Genomic DNA, 25,893 nt, shown 5'->3' with positions numbered 1-25,893 from the left:
ACACTTAGAATTCTAACTATTAGTTTTATAACTGTCAATAAACTAATTTTCATTTGACAAACAGTTTAGAGATTTATATAGTTTATTTACTGACAATTAGACTTCTAATAATTTGAGGAGATATGATTATGAAAACCCAAAAGGATACGGTTTATCTGGATTTGTTTCAGATTATTGGTCTTAAGTTAAAGAAAAGAGCGGACGAGAGCATAAAAGAGTTGGGATTAAATGCTCAACAAGGAAAAATGATTAAATATATCTACGAGAATCAAGAAAATGATTTAATTCAGAAGGATCTTGCCGATCGGTTTCATCTGCGCGGAGCCAGCATTACAAGCATACTTCAAGGTCTTGAGCAAAAAGGATTCATCGAGCGCAAAATCCCGGCCAATAATGAACGGCAAAAAAATATTTATGTTTTACCAAAAGCCATTGAATTGATTGAAGCTTTTAGTGACTCTTTCCAAAAGGTGGAGGACGAAATTGTTCAAGCCCTGACCGAAGAGGAGAAGCGAATTTTAGAGGAAATGTTAATCAAAATTAATGAACGCTTATAATTGCAGATAAAATCATGTTCCAAAAATCACTTTCGCTAGTCTCTGTTTTATATGATAGGAATCGGTTATGATGGAAATAGTAATAGGGATTTTAGTAGATTTTAGGAGAGCGGTGCGATATGAGAAGGGAAACGGGTTTTAACGAAATTATTCGAAAAGTACGTAAAGAGCTGTTTGGGAAAGGCCCGGAACGCATACATACGACCTTTGTAGATAATATGGCTATCACGATGCTGTATGGAAATTTAACCCCATCTGAAAAGTTTCTAGCACAAGAAGAATCCGGGAAAGAGATGGTGCATGCAGCCCGAACCAAAATGGTTCAAAAAATATATCCCACACACTTCAATAAAGAACTGGAGGATTACATGGATTCCCGGCTGCTGCACCTCTTTTCAGATATTAAAGTGGAGGAAGATATAGCCATCTCCGTTTTTGTATTTGAAGATAATATTACTGCAAAATAAAAAGAAGGCGGAACCGACATAGCATCCATATTGTCGGAGAGTTCGGCTGCAACTTCGATTTAATTAACGATGTCCTAATGGAATGAAAAGAGAGCTGTTTCTGTTTACACGTTTTTTCTTCTTCGATATTGATATTGGGACCATTGGTAGAGAACAAAACATCCTATGCAAAAACCAAGGATAGCCACCAAGGCCGCCACCAGGACCATGGCCGAGAATACATAAGCGACAATACTCCACTGGAGCATAAATCCTACCCAAGCGACCAACAGAAAAAAGACGGCAAGAAGCTGATTAAACCTTTGCTGCTCTCGGTCCTCCTGCACATACGAGGAGGGGCTTTTCTTCAAGAAAAGCTTGGCTATCCGCATTACTGGATTGAAGTTAAAAAGGACGCCGAGCAACCCCGCGATAAGAGGAATAACTAGCACCCCATATCCCCCTGTAATCCAAGTAAAAACTACAGATAAAACAATTACCCATTGATTAGCCCTGACTAACGGACGCGGAATGGAAGATGGATTTTGGCTCATATATATCATCCTTTTCATATCGGAATAAAGTAAAAACTGAAATTATTATAGCCTAACATTTGGGGAATAGATACCAAGAAAAAACGAAAGACTCTGCAAGTCCATCTGTTAATTTTTGTTGTCTTGCTTAATTCCTAGCGATGTATCAGCCAATTTGTTACAATTCTTATATATGTCAATTGGGGGATATATACATTTTTTTACTCTATGCGCAAATCATGGATCATGAAAGGAACCTACATAGTTTATGAAAAGAAATGATTTTGGAAATAGGATGAAGGAATATGAAAATGCCTATAGATTAAGCCTAACACGCCGTTTACCTGTAATCATCAGAATTGATGGTGCGCATTTTCATACCTTTACACGTGGGATGACGAAACCTTTTGATGAGAAACTAATTTTTGCATTATGGGAGACGTGTAAATATTTGGCCTATAACATTATGGGATGTAAACTGGTGTATCATCAGAGCGATGAAATTTCACTGCTTCTTACGAATTATGACAAATTAACGACGCAATCCTGGTTTGAAAATAATCTTCAAAAGATGGTGTCCATATCTGCTTCTCTGGCTACAGCCAAATTTAATGAGGAAATCCAAAAGGTTTACCCAGGTCAGCCTTTAGCTACTTTTGATGCGAGAGCATGGGTCTTGCCCCAGGATGAGGTTACAAACTACTTTCTATGGAGACAGCAAGATGCTACTAAAAACAGCATTTCTATGGTGGCTCAAGCCCATTTCAGGCATTCAGAATTAGAAGGATTGAACGGAAATCAGCTACAAGACAAGCTTTTTGTGGAAAAAGGGCTAAACTGGAACGATATTCCAGTCTGGCAAAAGCGGGGAATTTGCATTACCAAACAACAGTACAACAAAGGCGAAGCCGTCAGAAGCAAGTGGGATGTTGATCATGAGACACCGATTTTTTCACAGAATAGAGATTATATTAACCAATATGTATACTTGGACAAGGATGTGTAGATTTGGAGTGTGTCATTTTTATAGGAATTCAGGCTTCGGGCAAGTCGACATTTTATAAAGAACATTTCTTCAAAACACATATGCGAATAAACCTTGATATGCTTAAAACACGGAATAGGGAAAATATTTATCTACATGCCTCCATCGAAACAATGCAGCGCTTTGTTGTAGACAATACAAATGCCACTGTTATAGAACGGAAGAAATATATAGATGCTTGTATAAATAAGGGATTTAAAATTATTGGCTACTATTTTGAGCCCGATTTTGCAGAATCTATTAAGCGTAATGAGCAGCGCACAGGCAAAGAGTATATTCCTGAAATCGGTATTAAAAGTGTAATGAGTAAACTAGAGATCCCAAGCTACGAAGAAGGATTTGATGAACTCTATAGTGTGATTTCCATTGAAGGAACGTTTCAGATCAGAAGGCTGCCGGAAAACCATACAATATAGGGGGAGCATCCATGAACATACCAGAGAGATTTATCAAACGGTTTCCAGCATATGAGGACGTATTTATTGGTAATCTTGAACATCACCGCAAGCACTTTCTACCGATTTGCTCGATTAATCTTCAGTTTTTATTCCCGGAGCAGGACGAGTGGCTTCATTTTGTTTCCGTAAAAGAAATCCACGAAGGCTGTGTGGGTGAAAATACTCAGCAATTTCATACCTTATTTACCAAGGAAGATATGCTGGGATTCGATGTAATTGACGGCAAATACAAATTCGAAGCAGACTGGAATTATTTTAGTCTTCATCAGAAAGAGCAATTGGAAGCCACCTATGAAGCGCTGAAGTCTACCGGGGATAAAGCGTACCTACGTATGAAGAGAGAAGTTATGGCGTTGGACGGACTGGAACAGGTGTATATGGCTAATGAACAAGACTACCAAGCTCGCAAAGCATTTTTCCTGGAAAACAATAAAATTTATCCATATTCCTCCTTTGGGGAGGCCCAAAAGTCTGTGGAAGAGCTCACCCGTGATTTTGAGGAAAAGCAATCCAGCGGTTGGGGGCTGAGTTTCCCTGAAGTTAATGGAATTTTGGATGATGTCGCTTTTCAGTCTGACAAGGCTCAAAGTTACATCAAGGAATATGACGAATCTCTGGAAGAGATGCTCCAATTCGAGCAAACCAATCTGCTTCATGTGCCTAAACGTCCCAATGGTGAGACTTTTGCCTATATCGGTTCCATTACCGGGTATTATTTTCAAGCGTGTGGGGCGGATACCGTCTATTTATTTTACGACCAAGAATTAAGTAAAGCGGTAATTTGCTTCGAATATTCATAAGTGAGGATTTTGCAAAATCCTGAAGTATAAAAAAACTCCCATAAAGGGAGTTTTTTATTTATTTCTTATTCATCTCCACATCATGCTCTTTAGCAAGTGTGTTGACTTGTTCACCAAAATCTCTGAATAGCTTTCTACCTTCGCTGAGCTTGGTGTTACTTTCATTGACTAAGTTCAGATCCTGTTTATCCAACGCATCGAGCATCTTAATGAAGGCTTCCTTTTGAGTACTGGCGGCCTTGATGTAGGTTTCGTGGACGGCTCTTACCTCAGGAGTTTCCGTCTTTACAGCTTCTAACTTATCAACAAATTTGGTGTATTCCGGGATGATATCGTCTTTTAAAGCATTATATAGTGTAACATCATCTGTAAAGTTATCTCCAGTCACAGCTTCATACTTATCAGTAACTGCTTTTTCATCTTGTGCCAAAGGAAGCATTCCATCATTTACATACGTGATTAAATCTTTTTTTATCGGATCGGTAGAGCAGGCTGCCAAAATGGAGAAGCAACATAATACTAACATAAACACGCTAAGTTTTTTCATCTGTATTCCCCTTTTTTATGTATGTTATGGGTAATTCGATTTATTTAATAGTCTTAAAGAACTATCCATATTATTTGATTATATCGTATAAATAAGAGAATGGTAGGATTTTTATGGTAAAATAGTGTCAAAATTAAGTTGATTAACCTAAACCTATTCACATGGAATTACAAATAAGAATGTTTTAAGAAGTATATTCCATTTGAACCAGAATTACTTTATGATAGAAAAGGACATCCTAGAATTTCCCTGTATATATTTGGAGAATGGTTGATTTTTTTTAATACATTTGAGAGGAGATTTCAGTATGCAAAGATTTAAAAAGGTGGTTTCAGTTACACTAAGCTCAATGCTCCTGCTTTCATTCGGTATGACGGCGAACGCGAGTGCAAGCCCAGAGGTGAAGACGGATCAAGCGATTCAAGCAGTTTCCAATGTGCAGCTAACAACTGATAAGGAAAGTGTTATTGAACAATTAACACGCGCGGACAAGCCTGCCAGTATCACAGATTCGGTGTACACCATTACAGAAAATATTAACTTGGCGACACCACAGAAATCTGTATTGAAAAAGAGAGTTACCCCTTCGCTCAAAGCCAGTGCAAACTCAGTATCATCTAAAGCCGCAGCGACCGTAGCGACAGCGTCCACTGCTACATATTCCGGTACGATTACAGAAGAGGGAGGCACACAGTTTTTATATCCGATCTATTTGCAGCCGGGTGAATTGTTACAGGCTCAGTTGGATGGTCCATTTTCAGCCCAGCTTGACTATGACTTATACCTGTATGAGTTTGATATGGCGACAGGCGATATTAATTCCAATCCAATAGATGTTTCCAACTACGGGAATTATGTTAACAATTATGAGCAAGGAGCTGCTTCTCTTCCTGAAAACGTAGGAGCTCGCAACTCGATCGGAGCTGAAAAGGCTTACGCGCTTGCGGTTCATGCCAAGAAGGGGGCTAGCATCAATGACCTTTTCTATTTAACTGTAGCTGTAAGCTCCAACTATGATGCCTATGAGCCCGATGACAGTGCCTTTCATGCTTATAATTTTACGGTTAACGACAAAGGCTCCTCGATTAACTTCCGCACCATCCATTCCGCTAAAGACAACGATTGGTATCAAGTTACAGTGCCGGCCAGTCGTAATTATGATGCATTAAATGTGAAGCTGGACAGCACTTCGGAAAGCTATGGGTACAAAGCGGAAGTATATGCAGCTCTTACTGGCAATCAAATGGTGCTTCTACCGCAAACCAATCATAATGTTACCCTAAACACAGGGATCTACTATGTACGAGTGCACAGCACAAGTCAGTATTCAGCCGACCATTTGTATACACTATCGATTAAACCAGTGCTTCGAGCTGGCAAAATTGAAATTACCGGCTATAACTCCAATGGCTATTATGATTATCCGACATATTCTTACGGTCGTCATTATCGTATTAACGGAGGCAGCAGTCTGATCGTGAACGGTGTTGTGAAAACAACAGATGGTCAACTGGTTCCCAATGCTCCTGTCACGGTCGTATGGCTGGATAAGAACTGGAGCGAGAGCAGCGGTAACCGTACGAGAACGGCTTCTACGTACACCGATGATAGCGGTAAATTCAGTGTGACCCTTTCTCTTCCACAATCGACAGGAAAAAATGTAGATTATATAAGTGAAATTGGTTCCACACACTACTATGATCTTACAGGAGTTGCCGCTCAGGTCGATGGAACTTCGATTAGTGCGACGGACATTGTTTATCTGTTTGCTTATAGCTTGAGAAATTAAGATATGCTTTAATGTAGTTTTGATTCATGAGAGTCGCTTTTTTTGAATGGTTAGCTGAGGCTTTCCATTTCTGAAAGAGCGACTTTTCATGTTTATTCACCAAGAATAAGAAAATGGTCTTGTTTTCATAGATTACAAATAGAAATTGTTTTGCATAATATATTCCAATAGAACCAAAGATGATTTATGATAGAGCCATACAGCCTAGAAATCACCCTGGTTTATCCGGGGATAGCGGGAATTCCTTAAACTATTTGAGAGGGGATTTCAGTATGAAGAGGTTCAAAAAGGCTATTGCAGTGATGTTAAGCATGATGCTCCTGTTTGCTTTCGGAATGACTGCGAATGCGAGTGAAAGCACGGAGGCTGCATCGGATCAAGCGATTAAGGCGGAATCCGAGATTCAGCTAACAACTGGAAATGAAGACGTGATTAAGCGTTTAACGCGAGCAGACAAGCCAGACAACGTTACGTCTTCGGTTTATGTCATGCAAGAAAATCTCAACTTCAAGACACCAGAGACAACATCATTGAAAAGGGAACCCATTTCTTCGCTGAAGGCAAACCCAATGGCTGCATCAGCCACAGTTTCCTCTGCTACGTATTCCGGTACGATTACGCAAGAGGGAGGCACACAATTTTTATATCCGATCTATTTGCAGCCTGGTGAATTGTTGCAGTCCCAGTTGGATGGTCCATTTTCAGCCCAGCTTGACTATGACTTATACTTATATGAGTTTGATATGACGACAGGTGACATTAATCCTAATGCCATTGACGCATCCACCTATGGTACTTATTTTAACAATTATGAACAGGGGGCTGCCTCACTTCCTGAGAACGTAGGAATCCGTAACGCTACCGGATATGAAAAGGCATATGCGATTGCTGTTCATGCCAAAAAGGGTTCCAGCATCAATGATCCTTTCTATCTAACGGTCGATACAAGCTCCAGCTACGATGCATATGAACCAGATGAGAGTGCTTTCCATGCCTATAACTTTACCTTTAGTACGGGCGGTTCATCGCTTAATTCACGCTCCATTCATTCAGGCATTGATAATGACTGGTACCAAGTTACGATCCCTGCCAGCCGCAATTATGATGCTTTGAACGTAAAGCTTGACAGTGTTTCGGACGGTTATGGCTACAAAGCGGAAGTCTACGGAGCTCTTACCGGAAACCAAATGGCGCTTTTGCCGCAAACGAACCATAATGTCAGCTTAAATACAGGAACCTACTATGTGCGAGTGTACACAACCAATCAGTATTCACCCAATCATTTGTACACACTTACACTGAAGCCAGTGCTTCGGGCTGGCAAAATTGAAATTACCGGCTATGATTCTGCTAATGGTCCTAATGATTATCCGAACTACTCATATGGTCGTCATTATCGGGTTAATCAACGCAGCAACCTTACCGTGAAGGGTGTAGTTAAGACAACTGATGGTTATCCAGTGGCAAATGCGCCTGTTGATGTGACATGGTTGAATCAGAACTGGACTGAAAGCAGCGGGAATCGTACTCGTACAGGCACAGCTTATACGGACCAGAATGGAGCCTTTAGTGTGACTCTTTCCCTGCCATCTTCCACTGGAAGTATAGCGGAATACCTGTCTGGAGCCATCAGTTTTACACACTACTATGATCTATCAGGGGTAGCCGTTCAGGTGTCAGGTACTTCGATTATAGACACAGATATTGTATATCACTTTGCCTATAGTATTTATGGCGGCTGATGGACGGGTTAAGCTAACACTTAAGGTAACTTGTTGCTTGAATATTTTATATCTGAAACAAAAGTAGTTCGTTTCAATATTTGTTCAATTTTAGGACAAAGCATATGTTCATTCCATATATGCTTTGTCCGATATATATAGAAACAGGGTCACATTACACTATACATACGCCTTAGATTGCCTGTTACAAACATGACAGGAGGAAATAGAATGAATTTTGGACCTCTTAGAGCACAGCAAGCGATTCTTAATGCAAGTAGCTTACGGATCAATCCGACAAGCAAGCAAGCTCCACCACCCCAGCTTCATGAAGAACAGGTCTCCAGAGTGGTAGTTCAAGACTCCGTGGAGATTAGTGAAGCCGGTAGACAGTTGGCGGAAGGAGCTATTGTATCACAGGCTGCCAAGTATTTCGGTACAACACAGATCAATGATTCATTAAACCGGGTTTTGGAAGGTCAGCCAGAAGAAGTGTCTAATGCAGTGTACAGTATGATTGAATCTAATTTTATCGTCGACGGAACAGTAACGGATGAGAGTCAACGAGCTGTGCTGCTGGAGATGGGAGTTACTCAATCCAAGTATATTGCCGATCATTACATGGAAGGCGACAAGGCCAAAGAGTTTCTGGAAACCATGAACCAGATTGCTAGTATTGCTTTGACACGATCCACTGATCCAGAGACCGGAGATATTAGCTACACGACTCCAATAGATCGTCCGTCAGGTGCTCCTGAGGATTATGTCAAGCTGTCGGAAGTGATGAAGCAGGTTGATCCTCAAAAATATACTGCGTACATGAATGATATTAAAGGTGGAGGAAATGGGCTGAGCCAACTGTTAAATTTTGCGCAAAAGGTTCCTCAACATCCCGATTGGATTGAGAAATACAAGGAACGTACGGGACAGAACGCAGAGTTGCTCAATAACACACCGCTAAACAATCGGTTTGACAAAGCGGATACGACATCAGCTTCTGCTTTTATGAACAGTATGCAAAATCTTCTTAAGGAATCTTCCGCTACTCAGGATTCTTACATGCAGAATATGCGAGGATTTTTTCGGAACTTAGGCGTTCAGGTCCATTAACACCTTCAAATAATTTGTCAGTTCTGTTTACAACCTGATTGGAACGAAGTATAATAGCTTCAAAACATACTCGTGATATAGAGGAAGCACCTCAAACTTAGGCATTAACGCCTTCGTTTGAGGTGCTTTTTCTATTTTATCCGAAGCGAGTTTGTAAAACTCTTTGAAAATAAAATAAAGTAAGGAGAAGTGTATGTATCGAAAAAATAAGCGAAAGGTAAGGAAGTATAGGAAGTGGGTGTACGGATTTTTGGCTGTAGTCCTACTATTAACGATAATTCCCATATTTCCGGAAAGGGTATCAGCTGCTACTCAGGAGATCATGGGAGGACCTTTTTGCCAAAACAATTTGCCGGGTGGAGGCGACAGTTGGGGCTCTTGGTCAGGAAGTGGGATAGGAGCAACGGAAGTATACACTGGCATGGGTTCGGCCAGGTATAAATGTGATGGTACTACGCAGCCGACAAATCGTTTTATTGATATTGGAAGATCTATTAAGACTTCTGATTATAGAATTTTTGTTTACATTGAAGGGTCGTATCATACTGATATATATACATCTAATAACGCAGCAGGCGACAGTTGGAGGCCTAACGGAACGAACTTATACACATGGACTAATGTAACGAAATTCTATGCCGATAGATTTTACCAGGGAAAATGGATAGATATCACCGACTCTATTACATTAAGGGATGTTCGATATTTCAGAGCGATGGGAACTAACCAACAGACAAGCAATGAAATATCCAAGTTTGGAATCCGTGTTATTCCCAAATCGGACCTAATGCCTAAACCACCTCAGATCCATGCAGGTACAGAGGGACAAGCGATTACAGGATGGACCAAAGAACCCGTAACCGTGTGGATAAATGGGGACGTGGCTCCTGAAGGGCTAAAATACTATGAATATAGCCTGAATGGAGGAGCATTCCAGCCATACACAGGTCCCTTTACTGTATATGATCACGGTGTAAATACGATCTATGCCCGGACAGTAGACGTGAATAACCAGTATAGTGGTCTTTCTTCCGGGAATGTCCGAATAGACAAGATGTCACCAACTCCACCCATCCTAAACGCAACGGGAAACAGTAATGACTATACGATTTCATTACAACCGGGAACAGACGATTATTCTGGACTAGCCCATACTCAATTTCGTTTGACGGGCGTTGTGAATCAAGATTGGCAGGACTATGATGGAGTGTTTCATGTGAATAAAGATGGCAAAAGCACGGTACATGCACGCTCCATTGACGGCGTCGGTAATGTGAGCCGAGAAGTAAGTAAAGAAGTCACCATTGATAAAAAGGGACCGACTGCTCCTGTCATCCGGGCTAGTGAAACAGGCCCAACGAACCATGATGTGAATATTACCATTGATTCAGGAAGTGACCTTACAAATGGAATTAAGATGACACAGTATCGCTTGATTCCATCAGGGGAGTGGTTGACCTACAAGGGTACTTTTACATTAAATGCAGAAGGGATTTACGAATTATCAGCGCGGACGATCAATAATCTCGACGTGTCTAGTCCAATCGTGACTCAATCGGTCATGATTGATCGAACCAAGCCAACGCCTCCGAAAGTTACGTTTTCCGAGGTGACGATACCTACCGGATATACCAATAAGCCAGTGCAGTTTACTCTATCGGGTGCGACGGATACTACAGCAGTACATTATGAATATCAATTGGGTTCTGGCACCTATGTGTCTGGTTCGTCTGGAATATTAAATGGTTCGGGTATCGTAAAATTGACTGCTCAAGCTGTAGATGCAGCTGGGAATCGAAGTGATCCAGTATCCGCAATATCTTATATTGATTTGGAACCACCGACGATTCAACTGACGCCGGATTCGCGTGAATGGAAAGATACCCATATTCATGTGAGGATACGATATGCCGATCAGCATTCGGGGATTGAGTCATCCACAATGCAGTATAAAATCACGAACAGCCCTGATTCACCAGAAAACTGGGATGCTTCAGCCGATACAACAATCCAGATGGATCTTTCAGATGAAGGTGAATGGTATGTTCATGCCAAGGTCAAAGACAGGGTGGGTAACATTTATGAAACGGTCAGCAGTGCACTTCGTATTCAAAAGCAGCCCCAGTCGGTTGTGCTCTCTGCGACATCCATACGAAATACAGAAGCTGATTTGCAGTGGACTCTCCCGTCTGGTCTTGATAATGGTTACGTTTATACAGTCCGAAATCTAACAACTAATGAGGTTTGGGATGTTACGCATCCGACAAATTCTTTTACAGATAGAGGGCTACAAGGAGGACGGCAATACGAATATGAAGTCCGTTCTAGTAATCATGTAGGAGGCAATGCCTATTCCAATCGAGTCCATATATTAACGTTACCTGATGCCCCTGAGCATGTCCAGTTACGACCTGTCTCTCGTCATTCTGCAGAAATCATGGCTGACTTTACGCCAGTCTCATCAGCTAACAAATATAATATTACAGCAGCAGACGTAAGTACGGGAGAAATCATATTTAAGGATACGGTTACACAGGATGTGTATAATCCAATTACGGGAATGAAGCCTGGTAAATATTACGATGTTTCTGTATCAGCTATTAATGACACTGGAGAGGGTACAGCAAAGCATGTATCTTTTTTAAGTCTACCAGACAGCCCGAACGGATTTCGGAATGTAACTGTAAGAGAAGATGGAATCGACTTGAAGTGGAATTCTGTAATCACTGCCACCTACTACGCCCTAGAACGTGACGAAGTATCGGTTTATAACGATGTGTATACAGAATTCACCGATACTGATCTTCAGGCGGGAACAGAGTATGGTTATAACGTTTCCGCTGAAAATGCAACAGGATTCGGAGACTATGCCCATCTGGGAGTTATCACTTTACCTGATCGAGTAACGACATTATCGAGTGTGACGAAGGATGTGTATGCTATCGGTGTTTCGTGGCAGGATGTGCAGGGGGCTGAAGGATACATCTTGAATGTTAACGATGAACCGAAGGTGCGGGTTGCGCGTGGTATCCATTCTTATACGTTTGAGGGCTTGCCTGCTGGTAGATCTGCCAATATTAAAATACGAGCCTACAATCGAAGTGGCACGGGTAAAGATACATCTATCAAGGCATTAACACTACCTGATTCGGCTGTGCAACTTGCAGCTGAAGATGTTCGCGAGCACGATGCCACATTGATATGGGCCCCGGTTGATGGGGCAACTCAATATAAGGTAACGATCAACGGTCAAAATTATTATAGTACGGAACCACGTGTGGTTGTATCTGGTTTAACAGGTGGGAGAAACTATGATTTTCAAGTGAGCAGTGGGAACAGTAGTGGTTTCAGCCAGCCAGCGTTGGGTGAGCTGCTGACACTTCCTCCTGAAGTACAAAATGTTAATGTTACAGAACTTGAGGGTGGCCAGATTTCACTGAGCTGGGATGAAATCAAGAGCTCTTCTCAATATACTGTAACCCGTAAAGATACGGGGGAAGTTTTTAACACCAGAGATGCCCATATTAAGCTTTCAGATATCCAGCCTGGTATGATTTACTCGTTTGGTATACAGGCCGTGAATACAACGGGGGTAGGTAATATAGCTCCCTTTACGCTTCGCGCTTTGCCAGGTCAAATACCAGACAATAGATTGACAGTGAAAGAAGTAACAGATACCGATTTGGTTGTTACGTGGAAAGAAGCTTCGGGTGCAGATGCTTACAATGTCTACCAAAACGAGGTGCTTATCGGTCATACGACCACCCATGAATTTAAAGTAGATGGATTGGACAGTTCTACAGTGTATCGTATTACCATTAAGCCAGTGAACACAAGTGGTGAAGGTAAGCAGACAGAAGGTCAGGTCGAGACGCTGCCGTCTCCAGCGTTTGCGTTTTTGAAGACGGAAACAACGAATAGTGAATTTATCATCCATTGGGAATCAGACCATGAGAATGATATTTTCGTCCTTGCCAGTGAAGGAGGAACAGAGCTATATCGTGGTAAGGATCGAAGCTATATCTGGAGACAACTTAAAGAGAAGCAGTTGTATACAGTTCAACTTTGGGCAGAAAATAGTCAAGGAAAACGCACAGAGGCAAAACAAGCGCATGGAAAAACAACGGGTAATACTGTGGACGTAGGTGGCGGAGCAGGAGGGGCGGAGAGTGTAAAACCGATTCAGCCTGTTATAAAGGAACCGATAGAAACAGAGCACATTCAGGATTCAACCGTTGAGAAGAAGCCAAATCATTTTAGTGACATTGATCGGATATTTAATAAAGAAAAAATAAATGTGCTTGCCGATTTGGGTATAGTAAAGGGAATAACCCACACGCTGTTTGAGCCGAACAGACCTGTAACGCGTATGGAGTTCACTTCTATGCTGGTCCGTTCCTTGAAATTACCGCTCGAAACAGATGTGACTTTAGGTTTCGAGGATATCAATCCATCGGCGTGGTACGTTGATCTTCTCAAAACGGCGATTAAAGATCAGGTCGCTCGCGGGTTTAGTACTAGAGAATTTGGCCCAGATCGGGTCATTAACCGTGAGCAGGCGGCTAAAATGGTGAATAACATTATCAAGGCTACACCACAGCAAGAAAGCAGTGCATACTCGGATTCCTCTCAAATTGTCGAGTGGGCCAGAAAGGATGTGCTTGGTCTAACGGAGATAAATTTAGTACAAGGATATCCAGATGGTAGCTTTCGGGCCAAGCAGGAGGTCACACGTGCGGAAGCGGCTGAGATGATTTATAACATGCTTCAAATGAAATAGAACGAATCAAGGGGCGGCGTTGGCCAGCCCTTTTTTTTGTGTGTACTAACTTAACTTATTCCGCAATAGCGGGGTTTATATTGGATGCTCTGTAGGCAGGAACACCATTAATGAGTGCGGTTTTTAGCTGAATATATCGTATACCATAATAGGAGGTTGTACTACTCATCCCAGATGAAAGTACAGTTATTTTATAATATGAAAAAGGAATCTCATTACTAAATTGATAGGTTGTTTTTGCAGTGGTTGGCAAAGCTTCGACTTCACCTAACCTAAACCAATTTTCTCCGTCATTAGAGCCGTAAAAAGAAAATGAAAGTATAAAAGCTCGAGAAGATGGTTGAGCTAAAAGAATATCATTGATCGTCTTACCTGTATCTAATTTGAAGATGATTTCTCCACCTTTACCGCTTAAACTACTTTCCCAATATAGATTATTATCGATTAGAACATTTTTCGGAAAAGTATTTTTAGAATCTCCGTTCGTTGAAACATTTTCCTCTGCTATAACAACAGGATCCACGGAAAAAGTATAGTCGTCTGGATTTTGACTGAATTTTGCCATGTTGAAATTCCTCCTTAAGTTTAATTTTTGAATGTGTCGAAAAGGTTGATTCATATCATTTATATGAAACTCTCTATGAATATATTCCTTGATGATGGAATGCATACTAGTTATACACTTATTATTTGGGAGATGGCATTTTCCCTTTGGATTGGGAAGTTTGTTTTAGTACTGTTGAGGAATATAAAAGAAAATTATTTGAGAAGTACACCGCTTCCCAAGAATATAATGATTTTGTAATAGGTGGATTTAATGTGCTTACCGACAAAATAGATGCGATTCTGAATTATGCTTTAGAGAACTTTCGAAAAGAATTTCCTCATAATTATGAGTTGCGTTGTCCGGCTATGATATTTCCGTTGCCAAGAGGCGATGAAAGTAATGGTGCTGAGTTTGCTATTATTTTAAAACGAGATGAAGATGGAGATACAATGGTCTATTCGCCACTTCCATTGTCATATCTAGAAAGAAGTTAATACTCTACTGAAAGAAAATGGGGAAACCAAGTGATGAATAATGTAAAGCGTATCCCGGGTTTTCCTCTGGCTATATGGAGTGCGTTGATTTGTGTCGAAGAGATCTCTATGCTTCGAATTAAGTATTGGAGGTTGCTCCAGAAAGATATCCGGCAAATTGTTACGGAGCAGTTTTCGGAGTACAGGCACGGATGGGCACCTGCCTACATACAATAAACAGACCGCAAGCCCGGTAAGTAACAAAGGCCGGTAAGTTCGCAACTACCTCAGGAGGTGTCATCCGTGCCCGGACTATTTAGCGCTATCGCTCTGTTCATCAAGGAATTGACGCTACTCGTTTCCTACGTGAAAAACAACGCCTTTCCGCAGCCATTGACTGAGAAAGAGGAAGCTCGACACCTAAAGCTGTTTGCCGAAGGCAATGCACACTCCCGTAACACACTCATTGAGCATAACCTACGGCTGGTGGCCCATATTGTGAAAAAATTCGATAACACCGGCGAAGATTTGGAGGATCTTATATCCATCGGCACCATCGGACTGATCAAGGCCATTGAAAGCTTTCAGACCGGGAAAGGCACCAAGCTGGCAACATTTGCAGCCCGTTGTATAGAAAATGAAATCCTGATGCATTTGCGATCTCTGAAAAAAACACGCAAAGACGTATCTCTCCACGATCCTATAGGGACTGATAAGGAAGGAAACGAAATTACTTTGATTGATATCCTCGGCACCGAGGCGGACGATATTGTAGATAAAGTACAACTTAAAATCGAGAAGAGTAAAATCTATCGCAACCTGGATATTTTAGATGAGCGTGAAAAAGAAGTGGTGATTGGCCGTTTCGGCCTGGAAGCCGGAGGAGAGGAACGAACACAGCGGGAAATTGCCAGAGAGCTGGGGATTTCGCGTTCGTATGTGTCCCGCATTGAAAAGCGTGCATTAATGAAGCTGTACCATGAATTTTACAAGCAGAAGGGGTAATGGATAAGGAGATATATGAAGCCGCTTGAGGCCCTTAACAGGGCCTTTTTAGGTCTTTTTCATAGTTCAATTACTTGCTTCTTTTCAGAGGCGTGTTTAAATTGCATCCCCCTCTGCCCATCCAATATTCTTATATAAGGCTATCCTATAAAAACAACTGCTCCTTTACGCTGAAAAGCGCTAGGCAATTTTTCTATAAGTGTGGTTACTCGTTCAATAAGCTTTAATTCCCGAATATCTTTAATACTGTCAAGATGGGAAATATCAGATGAACTATTCTTTGTTGCTCATGTAGAGAACGCGTTGTTTTCTAGTTCATTAATTCGATTCCGGGTCTTTGTTCAAATGATCTCTAAAAAGGATCTTCTCCTGACCAGTGAACAGCATACGCTTGTCTTTTTGTTTTTATCAACATGCTCAGTACTCGTACACTGTTTTTTTTCGCTTAAATAATAACTATTTTGCTATGTATTTTCATTTAAAACGCAAATAAAAGCCTGTAGTGTTTTTCTACACTACAGGATAAAAATGCTTGATATTATTGGGTATTTTCACTTCATCAGGACAAGCTCCTTCGCTAGTTGGCTCTCTTGGATTGAATTTATTTTCCTACATACTCATCCAAAAAGCGATCTACTCTTTTGAAATATTCAATGGGGTAATGGTTGATGGCATCGATGTGCTCCGTATTTTGCGGGTACCATACTTCTGCTTTTGGGTTATCTTTTAAGGACTCGTAAATAATTTCTGTATTTTTATAACTAATTTGCTGATCTCCAGTACCATGAATAAGCATAACTGGCTTGTCTTGCATCTTTTTTACCGCATCCATAGGAGATATGGAATCAAGATCAACCTTAAAGGCCCAATTTGCCATCCATGTCGATGTATAACTGAATGGAAACGCAGGTAAACCTGAAAAGAAGGGCAAACCCTCTCTCAGAAATAGACCAGCATTACGAAAAGGACTATCTGCAATTACGGCTTTGATGTCATCATTTTCATTTGCGGCCAGCAAAGTAGTAGCAGCACCCATTGAAAAGCCAATAACTCCAATGTTATCACCCGTATGGTCTCTCGATTTTAAATAGCTTACAGCTCCTAGCAAATCGTATTTTTCATTGAGGCCCAGTGTAATCAAATCACCATCGGATTTACCTTGTGAGCTGAGGTCAAATGCCAATACATTGTAGCCTTTCGGAACGAAATGCTCTACTAACTTTTGGGTCCGCCCTTTGACTAAACGATTGCTCGTATATCCATGGACGACAATAATCGTCTTATTACTTTCTTTACCAGAAAGACCGCTTGCAGGAAAGAAGGAGCCTCTAATCGTATTATCATTTTTCAAACTCTTGAACTCGACCTCTTCGTAGGGAGTTTTATCGATATGCAATCCGTAGCTGACATTAGTGTCTCTAGGATGGTGCAACAAGGTGTCTACTACTTTATAAGATATAAAAAATATAAGAGCCATCACAAGCAAAAGCACGATCCCTAGGCTCCATAAAATTTTCTTTCGTTTTTTTACACGAACGTTAAATGTCAGATCGGGTTGTAATGATGCCTGACTCATTCAGACTCCTCCAGTTTTTCTTTAGGTTGTATGGGTGCGAACAAATAAAAGGCATGCCCCTTCAGATTTTCCCACTCGGGATGATGAATAATACTTTCTGCAAGAGTTAAGCCCACTCCATTTAAGAAAGAGATATAGGCACGAGAGATCATTGCTGGAGAAAAGCTTTTGTTGAATTCTCCCATTAACTGTCCCTTGGCATAGACGCATTCGATCGCATCTGTCATTACCTTTATACTTTCAAGGACCTTCTGTGTAAGTTCAGGGAATCTTATTCGTTGTCCTAAGACAGATTGAACAAGCCGCAATTCATTTATATAGAAGTAGATATGGTTGAATTGTTCTGCCACCATGTTCTTAATCAATACGCCCGGCGTCTCCTCTTGTTGTAGACAAGCAAGCGATTTCGCCTGAATATCAGCAAGCGGCTCAAGAACAGCGGCGTAGTATAAAGCTTCTTTGCTAGGGAAATATTGAAAAATGGTTCCAGGAGTCACTCCTACACTCTGCGCAATGATTGCCGTTGTGGTATTAGAATATCCACTTTCTGCGAACAGGACAACAGCTTCTTCTAGGATACGTTTACGCCGCTCCAGTCTTTTTTCTTCATTGATGGGTCTTGCCAAATGTATTCCCCTCTCTCTAAACTAAACTTTTATTAATTAAATGATTGATTATTTAATTAATAATATATCTTAAATTACGACTTATAGCAAGAGTGAATTTATCTTACTTACGAGCAGGGTGAACCTCAACAATAAAAATAAGCCGTAGTGCTGCCCAACATGCGCCTCCGGCTTGTTTTTATCAGGTTATTTTGGATGAGTACACGTTCCGCCTTCCTTAAATTTGATAAACCAGTGAAGATTTGGAGGACCTCATATCCTTCGGTACCATCGGACTGATCAAGGCCATTGAAAGTCAAACAGAAGGGATAAATGACAAAGGAGATCCGTTGAACTCCCGCAGTATTTGAAGGCCCTAATCAGGGCCTTTTTTCATTACTTGTATTTCGAACAGAATTCAAAAGGGTATGGGTAGAGCGCAGGATCATGATTATGACATCAGCTGGACGAATAACCTTACGGAACGCGGACGTAGTGGCGAGTCTAAATTTTCGCACGATGACTCTACGAGAAAATTTGTTTATACTTTAACTACTTAATAGTGAATGCAATGGATATGAGGTGGAACTAATGATTCTGGTAAGTTCGTGTTTGGCGGGCATGAAGGTACGATATAACGGGACGGATAGCCTGGATGTACATATTCAGAAGTTGGTAGAGGAAAAGAAGGCTATGACAATCTGTCCTGAGCTTTTGGGGGGCTTTGTGACTCCGAGAGAGCCTGCTGAGATTGTTGGAGGGACAGGGGAGGATGTGCTGAACGGCACAGCCAAGGTGGTCGAGTTTTCAGGCAACGATGTCAGCAATATGTACATTAGAGGTGCGTACGAAGCCCTGAATATAGCCAGAGAGGTTAACGCAACATTTGTTGTTTTAAAAGAAAATAGCCCGTCCTGCGGATCAGCAGCAATATATAATGGGTCATTCGAAAACCGTAAAATAGCAGGTAACGGGGTAACCTCGGCTTTGTTAAAAAAGGAAGGCTTTAAGGTCATATCGGAAGAACAAATATCGGATATTTTCTTGGATTAAATATGAAATGGTAGATCAAGCGCCTTGCTAGCTTACAGGCTTATACCTGCGAGCGCAAGACGCTTGTTTGTGCTGTGTGCCGCATACAATTAGACATCACATTATTTAAGCTTTAATGCAAGAATTCCTAGGTATTCCTTGAGGGCTGTTCCGGTTGTAGACATGGCCCCAGCAGACGGCGAGAGCTTGCCAGCATACAGTGCCAGCTTTTCACTTGCCAGATAGTCGGTAGGATAAGCTATGACCTGCATGCCTGCACGCTGAAATTCCAGTGCAGCACGTGGCATATGGAAAGCGGAGGTCACCAGAACAGGTCTAGTGAGTTGATGTTTTCCCAAAATTTGCGATGTATATACGGCATTTTGCTGTGTGTTCAAAGAACGGTTTTCGATCAGAATGTCCTTTGCCGGAATACCGAGTCCTAGTAGCTGCCTCTGCGCAATATTTGCTTCATTACCACTGTCTCCAAACACTTGCCCGCCGGAGAAAAGAATAGGTAAGCCTGTTGCTTCGTGCAGTCGGGCCGCAGTGAGCAGTCGATTAGCCGCAGATCCTAGCAGATTGCCTTGTCCATTGATGTCGGGGGTTCCCTGTGTGGCTCCGCCCCCAAGTACGACAATGACATCGCCTTGAACGGTACGGGGTTGTGAGTACTGTTTTTCCAGGCTACTGATTAACAAATCTCCAGCCAAATTGGTCGAGGAAACATACAGCAGCAATGTGACAAGAAGCAATACGACGGCAGGTATACGTGCCCTTTTCCATAGCCAGATCACGAGCCCTGCCATCACCAGGATGAACAAACCGGGAGGGAGCACAAAGCTGTACAAAAATTTGATGATATAAATCAAGTGCAGACAACCTCCTATCCTTATAAGCTTTATCTATCTTTTTGGTATATTGTAACATAGGAAAATGACTGGATTCCTCTGTCCGAAGACATACCTCGATGAACAAGCGGGCATGAAAGGTGGAGCTTTCCAATACATATTTTTTGTTTGATAAAGTCGTTCTGTAGGCGTAGTATATAAAGTCTAGTGATTTTTTTCATAGAGGAGCGAGAGCGTCATGGGAGAGTTAACGACAGCCAAGCGGATAATGATGATCGCGCTGCTGGTTGTATTATGGGGCATTTCTTGGCCCATTTATAAAGTCGCTTTGGAATTCACACCTCCACTGTTGTTTGCAGGGCTACGTACACTGCTGGGCGGTCTGCTGTTGGGAGTGATTTTAGTACCGAGATGGAATCGCATTCGTTGGAAAGAAAATTGGCGGGTGTATGCTATTTCAGGTATTTTTAACGTGGTACTGTTTTATGGCCTGCAAACAGTGGGACTGATGTACGTCCCCTCCGGCTTGTTTTCTGTGCTGGTATATCTCCAGCCTGTGTTGGTCGGTATTTTTGCATGGATGTGGCTAGGGGAAGCGATGTCCAGACTCAAGGTGATTGGATTGATCATCGGATTTTTGGGCGTTGCAGCTGTCAGTGTGGGCGGATTTTCAGGGCATGTGGCTGTGGCAGGTGTAATCATCGCCATTATTACAGCCGTGAGCTGGGCATTGGGAACGGTATATGTGAAAAAGGTAAACCAGCGTGTGGATTCGCTGTGGCTGGTTGCATTCCAATGTACACTGGGAGGCATCGTGCTGACGGGAGCTGGAACGGTGACGGAAAACTGGTCGGATATCGTATGGAATGTCCCGTATGTGTCAGGGCTGATATTCGGCACGGTGTTGGGAATTTCACTTTCCTGGTTGCTGTATTTCACACTTGTTAATTCAGGGGATGCGAGTAAGGTTGCGTCTTATACGTTTTTGGTGCCTGTGATCTCGGTGTTTGTCAGCTCGTTGGTGCTGGGCGAAGCGATTACGGCTTTCCTGCTTATCGGGTTAATCTTAATCGGGCTTAGCATTTATTTGGTTAATCGCAGAGCGAGAGTAGTACGACAAGCTTGAGCGTAGTAGTTGAAACCAAGAGATTGAAAGATAGAACTTGAAACTATAGTAACAACAAGGGACTCTTGCACAGTAGCAGGGTCCCTTTTTATATGCCGACAGGAGACACAGCTACGTGGGCTTTGACCTGCCTAATTCGAGAGTTTAAGGGGTTTCCTCCCTGGGGAGTTGGTTAAGATTATGATATGGATGACAGCATACAACCAAGCAAAGAAGGGAGATGCGGACGATGGCACGAAAATTGTTGATTACAGGTGCAGCAGGTACAATTGGGAAAGTATTGTATGAAGGGCTAAAAGCGGAAGGTAAATATGAAATAATCGCTGCTGATGTGAAGAGGGATGAAGAGGCAGGGATTGTGGAAATGGATATACATGATGCTGCACGACTGGCTGAGCTTACACGCGGAGTGGATACGGTACTGCATTTTGCATGGATCAAGGATGAAGGGGATTTCCTCGGCAAAGTGCTGTCTGGCAATGTTAGTGGAGCCTACAAGCTGTATGAAGCTGCGGTGAAAAATGGGGTAAAACGCATTGTTTTTGCCAGTTCCAATCATGCCACAGGGTTTTATAAAGTAGGCGAAAGTATAGATGTAGAAGATCCCTACCGACCCGACAGTTTTTATGGATTGAGTAAGTGCTACATTGAACTGTTAGGACGGCTGTATGCCGATCAGGGCAAAATATCTTCAATGAATATCCGTATCGGAAATTTTCCTGGAGATGATCGGCCCCATTCGGAGCGCGCCGCTCATATTTGGATCTCCGAGCGCGATATGATCCGTCTGACTGTCTGCTGTATCGAAGCTCGTCCGGAGATGAGCTATCTTAATTTGTACGGTACGTCAGCCAATACGGATAATTATTATGACATTGGCTACTTGGAAGAACTAATCGGATATAAGCCGCAGGATAATGCCGCTGAGCTGCTGGAGCAGGCAAAGAAAATCGGATTTTGGGTAAAACAGGATGAAACCACATTCCAGGGTGGGCAAAAGGAGTAGATTAGATCGTTCAAATATGCTTTATGAATAGGCTTAAGGCGTCGATTAGACGCCTCATATTACACAAAACTTCACAAATATCCGAATTGTTCACTCCTCAGGACACTCCTTTGTTCATGAAGCATGAGAGGCTTCACTTTTCATTTTGAATGCGCTTACATAAAATATAGTTATACGGCGGCGGTGCTACAAACTTTGCTGTCGGTAACGTATACAGAGGGGGAGTGACTCACATTGAATCAGCCTATGCCCAAAAATTCTGCAATGCTTACAACGGATTCCCGCCTGAACGGTAAGAGGCTGGGAACGGGTAGAAAACACGGGTTCTTCTATGAACTGTTCCGCAATCGGGTATTATTTTTGATGTTGTTGCCCACTTTAATTTTTTTCTTCATTAATTCCTACATTCCTATGGTGGGTATTTATTATGCATTTACCCAGTTCGACTTTAATACCAGCCTGTTTGATGCCAAGTTCGTCGGACTCCAAAATTTTCGCTTTCTATGGCAATCCGGCACGCTGACAAAACTGACATTGAATACGGTCGGATACAATGCAGCGTTTATTTTACTCGGTAACGTGCTAGCGATTGTTCTCGCTATTTTGCTGAATGAGCTGAGAGGCCGCTACTTTAAAAAGATCGCTCAATCCGTGATGTTCCTGCCTTATTTTGTTTCTTTCGTTATTCTAAGTGTTATCGTGTATAACATATTTAATTATGATAATGGTTTCCTGAATACGCTGCTGCTGCAATTTGGTGGTGAACGCGTGGATGTATACAACAAACCATGGGTATGGATTTTCCTGATTATCCTGTTCTATTTATGGAAAAATCTCGGCTACAGTATGGTGATCTATCTGGCAGCGATTACAGGTATCAGTGACGAATATTATGAGGCAGCTAAAATGGATGGGGCCAACATTTTTCAACGAATCTGGTACATTACCGTTCCTATGCTTAAATCGACATTCGTTGTGCTGCTGTTGTTTGCGCTTGGTAGTATTATGAAAGGACAATTTGATCTTTTTTATCAGTTAATCGGCAACAATGGGGTGCTGTACAATACGACGGATATTTTGGACACTTATGTGTACCGTTCGCTGAAAGTGACTTTTGATGTGGGGATGGCTTCGGCGGCAGGCGTATACCAATCATTATTCGGCTTTGTACTGATCATGACCGTGAACTATATCATCCGCAAGTTGAACGACGAGTATGCCTTATTCTAGAAAGGAGGACCCAAACGGATGGCGATCAAAGAGGATGTATACACTCGAATTTTTAAAATTATCTCTTATGTGATTATCATTATTGCTTCCATTGCTTGTTTACTCCCGTTTCTACTTATTATTTCGGCTTCACTGACCAGTAATGAATCGATTATCAGGGATGGATATCACTTTATACCACAGCAATTCTCACTGGAAGGTTACCGGACGGTGTTCACCTTTCCTGAAGAGGTGTTAAGGGCATACGGGGTGACGATTTTTACCACGGTTGTAGGTACGACGTTGGGCCTGTTCCTGATGACGATGGCAGGATATGTGCTGGCACGCAAAGATTTTAAATACCGTAATGCGTTTTCATTCTATATTTACTTTACGACGCTGTTCGGAGGCGGTTTGGTACCTTGGTACATTATGCTGACGAAGTATTTAGGATTGCTTGATACGTATACAGTGCTTATTTTCCCGGGATTGATGACTCCGTTTCTGATCATTTTAATGAAAAACTTCATTCGTTCCTCCATGCCGGAAGAGCTGTTCGAGTCCGCTAAAATTGACGGTGCGGGTGATTTTAAAATTTACTATCGAATTGTGTTGCCTTTATCTACACCGGGTATTGCCACTGTGGGACTGTTTCTGGCCTTGGCTTACTGGAATGACTGGTTCTCATCCTCACTCTTTATTAACGATCCGCATAAATACCAGTTGCAATATTATCTGTATAATGTAATTAACTCCATGCAATTTATCGCTCAAATGGGTGCAGGTACTGGCGTAACCCTTTCCAACGATATGCCGACAGAGTCGACCAAAATGGCAATGGCTATCGTGGTTACCGGACCTATTTTGCTGCTGTACCCGTTCGTACAGCGCTATTTTGTTAAGGGATTGACCATTGGTGCGGTAAAAGGCTAAAGTGGCACTCAAGGACTGTGATGGCATGACGTGCTGACGTTGTGCCATCTAAATAGCACTCTTTGTAAGCGTTTTATTTAATCAGACTACCATTTCAAAGGGAGGATTCACATGACATTCACAAAGAAAAGAAAACAACGCATGTCCATCCTGATTGCAGTAATGGTCATCACGGCGCTATTAGCCGGATGTGGAGGAGGTAGTGGAAACAGCGCTCAAAAAGCAAATGGAGAGGATGATAAATCCCAGAAAGTACAGCTGCAATTTTATATGCTGGGGGATGCTCCTAAGGACTTGCCTACCATTGAGACAGAGATCAATAAGTTGGCGGAAAAAGATCTGAATGCCACCGTCAAATTTAACTATACGACGTGGACAGACTGGGATCAAAAATATAAGCTGTTATTGTCTTCGGGTCAGCCTATCGACCTGATCTTCACTGCAGATTGGACGCAGTATCAGGCCTATGCCAAAAAGGGCGCATTCCTGCCGCTAGACGATCTGCTGCCTAAGGCTGCACCTGCCTTGCAAAAATTTGTGCCTCAGGACATGTGGGATGGAGTTAAAATCGGAGGCAAAATTTATACCGTGCCTGGCACGTATAAAGAATATGTCACAAACGGTTTTGTATGGCGTGAGGATTTACGTGAGAAGTACAATTTGCCTAAACCGACAGATATGAAAAGTTATGAGGCTTATATGGATGGGATACGTCAGCATGAGCCAAATATGAAAACCGTATCTCTGAACAGCGATATTAAGGGAAATCTGCATGATCGATATACCGAATTAGTAACGAAGAGTGTGGGCACACTGCCTTACGGTATCGGTATTAAATACGAAAAACCAACAGAGGTATATAAATTTTGGGGCTCGGATGAACAAAAGGAAGAGCTGAACACTTACAAACGCTGGGCCGATAAAGGATTCATTCCCAAAAACGTATTAAACGTAAAAGATACGCTTCAGGATCAAGTGACTTCTGGTAAAGCAGCGAGTATTTTCGGTGACAATCCAACCCGGTTTAATGATATGGTCATTAAGCTCAAAGCATCTCACCCGGACTGGAAGCTCGAGTACTACCCATTCCCTTTGACGACAGGTTATGCAACTCCAGTGCATCCGATTCATAACGGCTTTGCGATTCCAAAAAGCAGCCCGAATCCAGCGCGCGCATTGGCCTTTTATGAAAAGCTGGTGACGGACAAACGCTATAACCTGCTCACGCAATATGGTATTGAAGGCAAAAACTACGAAGTCAAAGATGGTTACTACCAAATGATAGGTAGCGGCAGTACTAATGGATTTTCACGCGAAGGTATGAATAGTTGGGCTTGGCGTAACCCGGAATACATGCTGTTTGATTCTGGCTTTGACCGTGTGAAGAAAATTTTTGCCGAGCTGGATAAAATCCAGAAGCCTGACCTGTTTACAGGCTTTGCAGAGGACTACACGACATATCAAGCAGAAAAAGCAGCTCTAGAACAGGTTGAGAAGCAATATCTGTATCCGCTCCAAGCTGGACTGATCGACAATGTAGATCAAGGCTTGCAGACCTTCTTGCAAAAGGCAAACCAAGCTGGTTTGGAGAAAATTCAAACCGAATATACAAAACAATGGGAAGCCTATGTAAAGGAGAAGGGGATTAAATAAAACATAAAGAATTGTGATAAAGAAAAAAGCAAGTCTCCAGAAAGTTGGAGGCTTGCTTTTTTAATGTCAGTCTATTTTTTGGGAGCAATGT

General features: G+C 42.0%; 24 protein-coding genes and 1 pseudogene. 19 read left to right on the top strand and 6 right to left on the bottom strand.

Annotated elements, in window-relative coordinates; all coding sequences use genetic code 11:
* The first annotated feature begins 128 nt into the window (after positions 1-128).
* Positions 129-557, top strand: coding sequence for a MarR family winged helix-turn-helix transcriptional regulator (locus NLX82_RS04740; RefSeq protein WP_023989562.1), 429 nt, complete (start codon positions 129-131; stop codon positions 555-557).
* Positions 558-676: 119 nt separating this feature from the next.
* Positions 677-1,024, top strand: a complete 348-nt coding sequence (locus NLX82_RS04735; protein ID WP_013311231.1) for a Na-translocating system protein MpsC family protein — start codon at positions 677-679, stop codon at positions 1,022-1,024.
* A gap of 104 nt (positions 1,025-1,128) precedes the next feature.
* On the opposite strand, the gene NLX82_RS04730 is transcribed toward NLX82_RS04735, so the two are convergent.
* Positions 1,129-1,557: a DUF4395 domain-containing protein gene (locus NLX82_RS04730; RefSeq protein ID WP_023989561.1), complete on the bottom strand. Its 429-nt coding sequence runs from the start codon at positions 1,555-1,557 to the stop codon at positions 1,129-1,131.
* Positions 1,558-1,804: 247 nt separating this feature from the next.
* Between NLX82_RS04730 and NLX82_RS04725 the strand changes: the two genes are divergently transcribed.
* Genes NLX82_RS04725 through NLX82_RS04715 form a run of 3 tightly spaced genes read left to right on the top strand, consistent with a single transcriptional unit; the run spans position 1,805 to position 3,839 of the window.
* The gene (locus NLX82_RS04725; protein WP_076295482.1) at positions 1,805-2,542 is read left to right on the top strand and encodes a tRNA(His) guanylyltransferase Thg1 family protein; all 738 of its coding nucleotides are present in this window, start codon (positions 1,805-1,807) and stop codon (positions 2,540-2,542) included.
* A 2-nt stretch (positions 2,543-2,544) separates the two neighbouring features.
* Positions 2,545-2,997, top strand: coding sequence for an AAA family ATPase (locus NLX82_RS04720; protein ID WP_076295481.1), 453 nt, complete (start codon positions 2,545-2,547; stop codon positions 2,995-2,997).
* Positions 2,998-3,008: 11 nt separating this feature from the next.
* Positions 3,009-3,839, top strand: coding sequence for a siderophore biosynthesis protein (locus NLX82_RS04715; RefSeq protein WP_076295480.1), 831 nt, complete (start codon positions 3,009-3,011; stop codon positions 3,837-3,839).
* A 58-nt stretch (positions 3,840-3,897) separates the two neighbouring features.
* Here NLX82_RS04715 and NLX82_RS04710 read toward each other — a convergent pair whose 3' ends face one another.
* Positions 3,898-4,386, bottom strand: a complete 489-nt coding sequence (locus NLX82_RS04710) for a hypothetical protein (protein WP_023989558.1) — start codon at positions 4,384-4,386, stop codon at positions 3,898-3,900.
* Positions 4,387-4,693: 307 nt separating this feature from the next.
* Between NLX82_RS04710 and NLX82_RS04705 the strand changes: the two genes are divergently transcribed.
* The 4 genes from NLX82_RS04705 (at position 4,694) to NLX82_RS04690 (ending at position 13,786) form a co-directional block, all read left to right on the top strand.
* Complete coding sequence (locus NLX82_RS04705; protein WP_254347519.1) at positions 4,694-6,175, top strand: Ig-like domain-containing protein; 1,482 nt, start codon at positions 4,694-4,696, stop codon at positions 6,173-6,175.
* A 272-nt stretch (positions 6,176-6,447) separates the two neighbouring features.
* Entirely contained in the window at positions 6,448-7,917 is a 1,470-nt protein-coding gene (locus NLX82_RS04700; protein WP_254347518.1) for a transthyretin-like family protein, read from the top strand.
* Between the two features lie 210 nt (positions 7,918-8,127).
* Positions 8,128-9,006 carry a hypothetical protein gene (locus tag NLX82_RS04695; RefSeq protein WP_023989555.1) on the top strand — a complete coding sequence of 293 codons (879 nt, stop codon included), beginning with the start codon at positions 8,128-8,130 and terminating at the stop codon, positions 9,004-9,006.
* A 193-nt stretch (positions 9,007-9,199) separates the two neighbouring features.
* Complete coding sequence (locus tag NLX82_RS04690; RefSeq protein WP_254347517.1) at positions 9,200-13,786, top strand: fibronectin type III domain-containing protein; 4,587 nt, start codon at positions 9,200-9,202, stop codon at positions 13,784-13,786.
* Positions 13,787-13,841: 55 nt separating this feature from the next.
* Here NLX82_RS04690 and NLX82_RS04685 read toward each other — a convergent pair whose 3' ends face one another.
* Complete coding sequence (locus NLX82_RS04685; RefSeq protein WP_023989553.1) at positions 13,842-14,351, bottom strand: discoidin domain-containing protein; 510 nt, start codon at positions 14,349-14,351, stop codon at positions 13,842-13,844.
* Positions 14,352-14,497: 146 nt separating this feature from the next.
* Between NLX82_RS04685 and NLX82_RS04680 the strand changes: the two genes are divergently transcribed.
* The 3 genes from NLX82_RS04680 (at position 14,498) to sigK (ending at position 15,811) form a co-directional block, all read left to right on the top strand.
* On the top strand, positions 14,498-14,827 hold the full coding sequence (locus NLX82_RS04680) for a hypothetical protein (protein ID WP_226887735.1): 330 nt from the start codon (positions 14,498-14,500) through the stop codon (positions 14,825-14,827).
* A 33-nt stretch (positions 14,828-14,860) separates the two neighbouring features.
* Positions 14,861-15,043, top strand: coding sequence for a hypothetical protein (locus tag NLX82_RS04675; RefSeq protein ID WP_023989551.1), 183 nt, complete (start codon positions 14,861-14,863; stop codon positions 15,041-15,043).
* A gap of 66 nt (positions 15,044-15,109) precedes the next feature.
* Complete coding sequence (gene sigK / locus NLX82_RS04670) at positions 15,110-15,811, top strand: RNA polymerase sporulation sigma factor SigK (RefSeq protein WP_013311218.1); 702 nt, start codon at positions 15,110-15,112, stop codon at positions 15,809-15,811.
* 601 nt (positions 15,812-16,412) lie between these two features.
* Here sigK and NLX82_RS04665 read toward each other — a convergent pair.
* Positions 16,413-17,387: an alpha/beta hydrolase gene (locus NLX82_RS04665; protein ID WP_254347516.1), complete on the bottom strand. Its 975-nt coding sequence runs from the start codon at positions 17,385-17,387 to the stop codon at positions 16,413-16,415.
* Entirely contained in the window at positions 17,384-18,013 is a 630-nt protein-coding gene (locus tag NLX82_RS04660) for a TetR/AcrR family transcriptional regulator (protein ID WP_023989549.1), read from the bottom strand. Before NLX82_RS04660 ends, NLX82_RS04665 begins: the two co-directional genes overlap by 4 nt.
* Before the next feature lie 230 nt (positions 18,014-18,243).
* On the opposite strand from NLX82_RS04660, the pseudogene NLX82_RS04655 reads away from it, so the two are divergent.
* Positions 18,244-18,333 (top strand): annotated as a pseudogene (locus NLX82_RS04655) (RNA polymerase subunit sigma-70); the annotation flags it as partial.
* A gap of 250 nt (positions 18,334-18,583) precedes the next feature.
* Positions 18,584-19,045 carry a 2-thiouracil desulfurase family protein gene (locus NLX82_RS04650; protein WP_068942415.1) on the top strand — a complete coding sequence of 154 codons (462 nt, stop codon included), beginning with the start codon at positions 18,584-18,586 and terminating at the stop codon, positions 19,043-19,045.
* Positions 19,046-19,146: 101 nt separating this feature from the next.
* Here the strand turns inward: NLX82_RS04650 and NLX82_RS04645 are convergent, their stop codons facing one another.
* Entirely contained in the window at positions 19,147-19,896 is a 750-nt protein-coding gene (locus tag NLX82_RS04645) for a YdcF family protein (RefSeq protein WP_068942413.1), read from the bottom strand.
* 217 nt (positions 19,897-20,113) lie between these two features.
* Here NLX82_RS04645 and NLX82_RS04640 point away from each other — a divergent pair, with 217 nt between their 5' ends.
* The 5 genes from NLX82_RS04640 to NLX82_RS04620 all read left to right on the top strand — a co-directional run bounded on the left by NLX82_RS04640 (position 20,114) and on the right by NLX82_RS04620 (position 25,802).
* Positions 20,114-21,001, top strand: a complete 888-nt coding sequence (locus tag NLX82_RS04640) for a DMT family transporter (protein WP_053325808.1) — start codon at positions 20,114-20,116, stop codon at positions 20,999-21,001.
* 229 nt (positions 21,002-21,230) lie between these two features.
* Positions 21,231-22,007, top strand: coding sequence for an NAD-dependent epimerase/dehydratase family protein (locus NLX82_RS04635; RefSeq protein WP_053325807.1), 777 nt, complete (start codon positions 21,231-21,233; stop codon positions 22,005-22,007).
* 234 nt (positions 22,008-22,241) lie between these two features.
* Positions 22,242-23,237, top strand: coding sequence for an ABC transporter permease (locus NLX82_RS04630; RefSeq protein ID WP_023989544.1), 996 nt, complete (start codon positions 22,242-22,244; stop codon positions 23,235-23,237).
* Positions 23,238-23,255: 18 nt separating this feature from the next.
* Positions 23,256-24,149, top strand: coding sequence for a carbohydrate ABC transporter permease (locus NLX82_RS04625; protein WP_013311212.1), 894 nt, complete (start codon positions 23,256-23,258; stop codon positions 24,147-24,149).
* Between the two features lie 111 nt (positions 24,150-24,260).
* Positions 24,261-25,802, top strand: a complete 1,542-nt coding sequence (locus NLX82_RS04620) for an extracellular solute-binding protein (protein WP_023989543.1) — start codon at positions 24,261-24,263, stop codon at positions 25,800-25,802.
* Positions 25,803-25,893: the final 91 nt, after the last annotated feature.

The organism is Paenibacillus sp. A3M_27_13 (genome assembly GCF_024213315.1).
GTDB lineage: Bacteria > Bacillota > Bacilli > Paenibacillales > Paenibacillaceae > Paenibacillus > Paenibacillus polymyxa_B.
This window is presented reverse-complemented; position numbering and strand designations above follow the sequence as displayed.

What these genes read in the sequence shown, in the direction of transcription:
- NLX82_RS04740 (WP_023989562.1), top strand. Translation starts at nt 129, where the DNA reads ATGAAAACCCAAAAGGATACGGTTTATCTGGATTTGTTTCAGATTATT.
- NLX82_RS04735 (WP_013311231.1), top strand. Translation starts at nt 677, where the DNA reads ATGAGAAGGGAAACGGGTTTTAACGAAATTATTCGAAAAGTACGTAAA.
- NLX82_RS04730 (WP_023989561.1), bottom strand. Translation starts at nt 1,557, where the DNA reads ATGAGCCAAAATCCATCTTCCATTCCGCGTCCGTTAGTCAGGGCTAAT.
- NLX82_RS04725 (WP_076295482.1), top strand. Translation starts at nt 1,805, where the DNA reads ATGAAAAGAAATGATTTTGGAAATAGGATGAAGGAATATGAAAATGCC.
- NLX82_RS04715 (WP_076295480.1), top strand. Translation starts at nt 3,009, where the DNA reads ATGAACATACCAGAGAGATTTATCAAACGGTTTCCAGCATATGAGGAC.
- NLX82_RS04710 (WP_023989558.1), bottom strand. Translation starts at nt 4,386, where the DNA reads ATGAAAAAACTTAGCGTGTTTATGTTAGTATTATGTTGCTTCTCCATT.
- NLX82_RS04705 (WP_254347519.1), top strand. Translation starts at nt 4,694, where the DNA reads ATGCAAAGATTTAAAAAGGTGGTTTCAGTTACACTAAGCTCAATGCTC.
- NLX82_RS04700 (WP_254347518.1), top strand. Translation starts at nt 6,448, where the DNA reads ATGAAGAGGTTCAAAAAGGCTATTGCAGTGATGTTAAGCATGATGCTC.
- NLX82_RS04695 (WP_023989555.1), top strand. Translation starts at nt 8,128, where the DNA reads ATGAATTTTGGACCTCTTAGAGCACAGCAAGCGATTCTTAATGCAAGT.
- NLX82_RS04690 (WP_254347517.1), top strand. Translation starts at nt 9,200, where the DNA reads ATGTATCGAAAAAATAAGCGAAAGGTAAGGAAGTATAGGAAGTGGGTG.
- NLX82_RS04685 (WP_023989553.1), bottom strand. Translation starts at nt 14,351, where the DNA reads ATGGCAAAATTCAGTCAAAATCCAGACGACTATACTTTTTCCGTGGAT.
- NLX82_RS04675 (WP_023989551.1), top strand. Translation starts at nt 14,861, where the DNA reads ATGAATAATGTAAAGCGTATCCCGGGTTTTCCTCTGGCTATATGGAGT.
- NLX82_RS04665 (WP_254347516.1), bottom strand. Translation starts at nt 17,387, where the DNA reads ATGAGTCAGGCATCATTACAACCCGATCTGACATTTAACGTTCGTGTA.
- NLX82_RS04650 (WP_068942415.1), top strand. Translation starts at nt 18,584, where the DNA reads ATGATTCTGGTAAGTTCGTGTTTGGCGGGCATGAAGGTACGATATAAC.
- NLX82_RS04640 (WP_053325808.1), top strand. Translation starts at nt 20,114, where the DNA reads ATGGGAGAGTTAACGACAGCCAAGCGGATAATGATGATCGCGCTGCTG.
- NLX82_RS04635 (WP_053325807.1), top strand. Translation starts at nt 21,231, where the DNA reads ATGGCACGAAAATTGTTGATTACAGGTGCAGCAGGTACAATTGGGAAA.
- NLX82_RS04625 (WP_013311212.1), top strand. Translation starts at nt 23,256, where the DNA reads ATGGCGATCAAAGAGGATGTATACACTCGAATTTTTAAAATTATCTCT.
- NLX82_RS04620 (WP_023989543.1), top strand. Translation starts at nt 24,261, where the DNA reads ATGACATTCACAAAGAAAAGAAAACAACGCATGTCCATCCTGATTGCA.